Origin of the sequence: Protofrankia sp. Cr1 (assembly GCF_963555865.1) — a bacterium.
Lineage (GTDB): Bacteria > Actinomycetota > Actinomycetes > Frankiales > Frankiaceae > Protofrankia.
This window is the reverse complement of the sequence record NZ_CAUVXO010000485.1, coordinates 1-3,907: the sequence shown is the minus strand read 5'-3', so window position 1 is coordinate 3,907 and position 3,907 is coordinate 1. Positions and strand designations below refer to the sequence as shown.

Annotated in this window: 5 protein-coding genes and 2 pseudogenes; 4 read left to right on the top strand and 3 right to left on the bottom strand. The window is 66.9% G+C overall.

Features of this window, described 5'->3' with window-relative positions; translation table 11 throughout:
• From U9980_RS24255 to U9980_RS24240, 4 genes and pseudogenes are all read left to right on the top strand, one after another.
• Positions 1-220 (top strand): annotated as a pseudogene (locus tag U9980_RS24255) (hypothetical protein); the annotation flags it as partial.
• 56 nt (positions 221-276) lie between these two features.
• The gene (locus U9980_RS24250) at positions 277-507 is read left to right on the top strand and encodes a FitA-like ribbon-helix-helix domain-containing protein (protein ID WP_322770047.1); all 231 of its coding nucleotides are present in this window, start codon (positions 277-279) and stop codon (positions 505-507) included.
• Positions 504-908: a type II toxin-antitoxin system VapC family toxin gene (locus tag U9980_RS24245; protein WP_322770046.1), complete on the top strand. Its 405-nt coding sequence runs from the start codon at positions 504-506 to the stop codon at positions 906-908. Before U9980_RS24250 ends, U9980_RS24245 begins: the two co-directional genes overlap by 4 nt.
• 114 nt (positions 909-1,022) lie before the next feature.
• The gene (locus U9980_RS24240; protein WP_322770045.1) at positions 1,023-1,700 is read left to right on the top strand and encodes a uracil-DNA glycosylase; all 678 of its coding nucleotides are present in this window, start codon (positions 1,023-1,025) and stop codon (positions 1,698-1,700) included.
• Positions 1,701-1,782: 82 nt separating this feature from the next.
• Here the strand turns inward: U9980_RS24240 and U9980_RS28770 are convergent.
• From U9980_RS28770 to U9980_RS28765, 3 genes and pseudogenes are all read right to left on the bottom strand, one after another.
• Positions 1,783-2,055: pseudogene (locus tag U9980_RS28770) on the bottom strand (IS110 family transposase); the annotation flags it as partial.
• A gap of 52 nt (positions 2,056-2,107) precedes the next feature.
• The gene (locus tag U9980_RS24230; protein WP_416210385.1) at positions 2,108-3,274 is read right to left on the bottom strand and encodes an amidohydrolase; all 1,167 of its coding nucleotides are present in this window, start codon (positions 3,272-3,274) and stop codon (positions 2,108-2,110) included.
• 181 nt (positions 3,275-3,455) lie between these two features.
• On the bottom strand, positions 3,456-3,644 hold the full coding sequence (locus U9980_RS28765) for a thiazolylpeptide-type bacteriocin (RefSeq protein WP_416210384.1): 189 nt from the start codon (positions 3,642-3,644) through the stop codon (positions 3,456-3,458).
• Positions 3,645-3,907 lie beyond the last annotated feature (263 nt).

The following is a 3,907-nucleotide window of genomic DNA, read 5'->3' as shown; positions in this document are numbered from 1 at the left end:
CACCGACACTGAACTGTCACAGGTGAACTGGCAAGCCGCCGTCACCGCCCTCGACACCGGCAACCTGCCCTGCTCCGGCAGCGAAGGACGAATGCTCCGTCTCGCCGCAAGCCTGGCCGACGATATCCCGGTCCACCTTCGTGACGCGCTCACCGGCTTGGACGCCGACAACATCGACCTCGTGACCAAGGCAGTACTGCACACATCGGGACGGCGGTAACCACATCAAACCCATTGATCATTTTCAAGTTCAGAGAATGCAGGTAAAGTGCAGGCATGATCGCGATCACGATCCGCGACGTCCCGGAGCCGGCTCTGGAGGCCCTCAAGCTCAAGGCCGCGCAGACAGGTCGCAGTCTGCAGGCCTACCTGCTTGACCTGGTCACCCGAGATGCCCGTACACCGACCCTCGCGGAGATGATGGCCCGCCTCGACCGTGAGACGCGCACCGAGCTCGCTACCTCGGACATCCTGGCCGCGATCGACGAAGGCCGGGAACGCGGGTGAGTAGTTCGGCGGTGATCGACTGCTCGGCGCTGATACGGACGCTGACCGATCACGGCCCGATTGGGCGCGCGGTGCGCCACCGGCTCGCCGGGCTCGCGTCGCTCGCCGCGCCTGGACTGCTCGACTACGAGGTGGTCTCGGCCCTGTTCGGGATGGCCCGTGGTCAGAAGCTCACCGCATGGGAGGCGGAGAAGGCCGTCGGCGACTACCAGCTCCTGCCGTTTGTGCGGCACGAGACGCTGATCCTGTGGGCACGCGTCCGCGACCTGCACCACAACCTCAGCGCCTACGACGCCCAGTACGTCGCCCTCGCCGAGGCCTTGAGACTGCCGCTGATCACCAGCGATGCCCGCATCGAACGCAGCGGTGTCGCCACCTGCCCGGTCGAAGTCTTCGCGTAACGCGGGGGGCCGGGTCGTAGCCTGAAGGCGATACGGCCGGTACATGTGATCACGAGCCAGGTGCCGGGCCCCGCCCGCCCGGCCGGGACAGGGCGCGACATAGGCTGGCCAGTCATGTCGGCGCGACCATTGCGGGAACTTGTCGAGTCAGGCTGGGCGGAGGCCCTCGAGCCGGTGGCCGGCCAGATCGCGGCCATGGGCGATTTCCTGCGCGCCCAGATCGCGGCGGGCCGCACGTATCTCCCGGCCGGCCCGAACGTGCTGCGGGCATTCCAGCAGCCGTTCGACGAGGTGCGGGTGCTGATCGTCGGGCAGGACCCGTACCCGACGCCGGGGATGGCCATCGGCTACAGCTTCGCGGTGGCGCCTGAGGTGGGAAGGCTTCCGGGCAGTCTCGAGAACATCTTCCGGGAGCTGTGCGCGGACCTCGGTGTGCCCAGGCCCGCGAACGGTGACCTGACCCCGTGGACGCGCCAGGGTGTGCTGCTGCTGAACAGGGCGCTGACGACCGCGCCGCGCCAGCCCGGCTCGCATCGGGGGAAGGGCTGGGAGCCGGTCACCGAACAGGCGATCCGGGCACTGGCAGGGCGGGGAAAGCCGCTGGTCGCGATCCTCTGGGGCCAGGACGCGCGGAGCCTGCGGCCTTTCCTGGACGGTGCCGCGACGATCGAGTCCACTCACCCGTCGCCCCGGTCGGCGGACCGCGGCTTCTTCGGGTCCCGGCCGTTCAGCCGGGCCAACGACATCCTGCTCGGCCAGGGTGCCCAGCCCGTCGACTGGCGCCTTCCCTGACCGGAAAATGCCCCTGACCACGATGGTGCTTGGGCAGGGTGGTATCACCCCGACTGTGGGCGGGGTCTGTGATCTTGGATTGTCAGGCGGCGGGTTGGAAGGTGACGGTCTGGCCGAGGACCTCCAGTTGACGGACGAGGTTGCGAATCTTGCGGCCTTTGTCGATCCGGGTGGTGTGGTAGTCGGCACCGAGATCCTCGAAGCGCTTGGTGGGATCAGCGAGCAGGTGCCAGACGATGGTGAGGATGGATCTGGCGACGGCGACGAGGGCCTTGAGCTTGCCGCGGCGTTTGACGATGCGCCGGTAGCGTTCGCCGAGGAACGTGTTGGTCTTGGCTGCCGCGGCGGGGGTCTGTCAATCTAACGGCTCTGCCAAGATTCCGGTCGTGACAGGTGGTTACAGGTGTTCATGAGAGCAGGATGCGCTGGCGGAGCAGGGGGAAGCCGGCGCGGCCGTACATCTGCCTCTTGATCAGTTTGACCTTGGTGATAACGCCTTCCGTGGGGCCGTTGCTGTAAGGCAGGGCCAGTCCGGCGACGACGGCGTCGTGGTCGGTGGCGAGCAGGGGAAAATCCTCAGTTGCCATGGACGGCGGGCAAACGGCGAGCAGCGAAGCCCCAAAGACGGTGCGGTGCGTCCGGAACACGCGTTCGGCCATGCGCGGATCATTGAAGTTGACCTGCGATCGGGACACGACGGACACCTCGGGCGCCACCGTGCACCCGGCTCGTTCGGCCAGTTGCGTCACGGCGTTCTGGACCGAGGTGATGGCACGGGAAATAGCGTCCTCGGAAAGACTGCGCAGGGCCAGCCGGACTGTCGCGGAAGGAGGAATGACGTTGGCGCTGCTGCCGGCGTGAATGGCGCCGACTGTGCGTAGGACGGCGAGACCGTCGTCTGTCGGAGTCACATCCTCGTCGCAGAGCAGCCTGACCAGGTCGGCAGCTATCGGGATCGGGTTCGTCGCCAGGTCCGGCATCCCGGCATGACCGCTGCGGCCGTGGATGACGATGTCGAGCGCCGCACCCGCCGCATGAAGGAGGCCTGTGCTGTGCATGATCATACCTGCCGGAAATGGCCCGACGTGCTGGGCGAGAACGACGTCCGGGCGCGGCCAGCGTCGGTACAGCCCGTCGGCCAGCATGGCTGCGGCCCCGGTGAGGGTCTCCTCCGCAGGCTGACCCAGAATCAGCAGGGTACCTTGCCACAGCTCACGACGGGACGCCAAGGCGCCCGCGGCCAGCAGGACGCACGCGATATGGACGTCGTGCCCGCATGCGTGCATGACAGCCTGCCGGTGGCCGTTCTCGTCGAGTGCCACGGCGGTGCTGGCATATGGCAGGCCGGTGTTCTCCTCCACCGGGAGTGCGTCCATCTCGGTTCGCAGCATGACGACCGGCCCGGGCCCGTTGCGCAGAACGGCAACCACCCCATGGCCTCCAACGCCTTCGAACACCTCAAAGCCGGCGTCCCGGAGCCAATCGCGGATCCGGGCTGCGGTTCGTTCCTCTGAGCCGGACAGTTCTGGTGTCTGGTGCAGGTCGAGATAAAGCTCAACGGCGGATCGAAGCATCTCGTTCAGAGCATGTACTACCGACTCGACCACGTCGCCTCGGACGCTCGCGAGCGGGATCTCTTCCTCGACCGACGATCGGGATCCGGCCGGTCTGCCTGCACGCATCATGTCGTCCCGGTCGTTTGTTGTGCCGGGGGGCTGCCTCCGGCACGGAGCCAGCCCCCCGGTCACACGGTCCTCAGGCGCAGCAGCTCGTGCAGCTGCTGCAGGTGCTGCAGCAGCTGCTGCAGCTACTGCTGGTGCTGCTACCCATGAGGTCAGAGCTCAGGTCGGTGTAGTCGGCGATCTCGAAAGTCTCCGACTCCAGGGCGAGCAGCTCCTGAGCAAGATCCTTCAATTCCGGCTCGCGCTTCACGGCATCCTCCATAGGTTTGGCTGTGTTACCCGTCGTGACGTGGAGAATTCGACGGGCAGCAGGATGTCTGCACCCGTAATTCGACCGGACCGCGCTCGCACCAGATGTGCGGGGCGCTGACAGGTGACTGGCACCCCGCTGGCCTGTGGTCTGAGAAACCTGTTTTGCCGGGGGGCTCCCGGCGTGCGGCACCGCCCACCCACCCGCTTGTGGTCAACGCCCTCCCTATTGCCGGTCGCTCGTAGGGAGTCCGCCCCGGATGCACCACTGACGCG

Coding starts and splice junctions, on each gene's coding strand:
- U9980_RS24250 (WP_322770047.1), top strand. CDS start 277: ATGATCGCGATCACGATCCGCGACGTCCCGGAGCCGGCTCTGGAGGCC.
- U9980_RS24240 (WP_322770045.1), top strand. CDS start 1,023: ATGTCGGCGCGACCATTGCGGGAACTTGTCGAGTCAGGCTGGGCGGAG.
- U9980_RS24230 (WP_416210385.1), bottom strand. CDS start 3,274: ATGCTTCGATCCGCCGTTGAGCTTTATCTCGACCTGCACCAGACACCA.
- U9980_RS28765 (WP_416210384.1), bottom strand. CDS start 3,644: ATGGAGGATGCCGTGAAGCGCGAGCCGGAATTGAAGGATCTTGCTCAG.